Raw genomic sequence first — 697 nt, forward strand, 5'->3', positions numbered from 1 at the left:
CAGGAAAGCTGTCGGAACGGAAGGGTTGCTGACGGTTGTCAAGGATATCGGTCTTCGGGATAACTTTTCAGGGCAAGTGCCAATTGTGTCTGGCGAATTAGGTGAGGATTTCACCTATTATTTTGCCACTTCTGAACAGGTGCCATCTTCAGTGGGTGTAGGGGTCCTGGTGAATCCTGATAATTCGATTCTTGCGGCGGGTGGATTCATCATCCAATTGCTGCCTGGAACATCCGATGAAACGATCTCCAAAATCGAGAGTCGCCTGAGCACAATCGAGCCTGTCTCGAAAATGATTCAAAGAGGCTTGACGCCGGAAGAAATCCTAACGGAAATTTTGGGTGAAGGCAATGTGAACATTTTAGAAAAAATGGATGTCGAATTCTCCTGTCAATGCTCAAGGGAGAGAATTGCCAATGCATTGATCAGCCTTGGGAAAGATGAAATTCGGGATATTATCGAGACAGAAGGAAAAGCGGAGGCGCAATGCCATTTTTGCAATGAAACCTACCAATTCTCGAAAGAAGATCTTGAAGAACTGGAAGCAGAAACAGAAAAATAATTGACGGAGGAAAAGGTCTTGCCTAAACAAAAGCTTCGGGCGATCATTGCCGGCCTTGCTGTGCTGAACCTTTTGACTATCATTATCTTTGTCATAAAACCATTAATCACTTCTAAATCCGTAATAGGAGAGGAG

1 protein-coding gene is annotated in these 697 nt (G+C 44.5%); it reads left to right on the forward strand.

The genetic code is table 11. From position 1 onward, the window contains the following. The coding region (locus CVN76_RS01770) for an Hsp33 family molecular chaperone HslO (protein WP_198512420.1) at nt 1-562 on the forward strand (562 nt) is incomplete at its 5' end. Nucleotides 563-697: the final 135 nt, after the last annotated feature.

The organism is Bacillus sp. mrc49 (genome assembly GCF_002803435.1).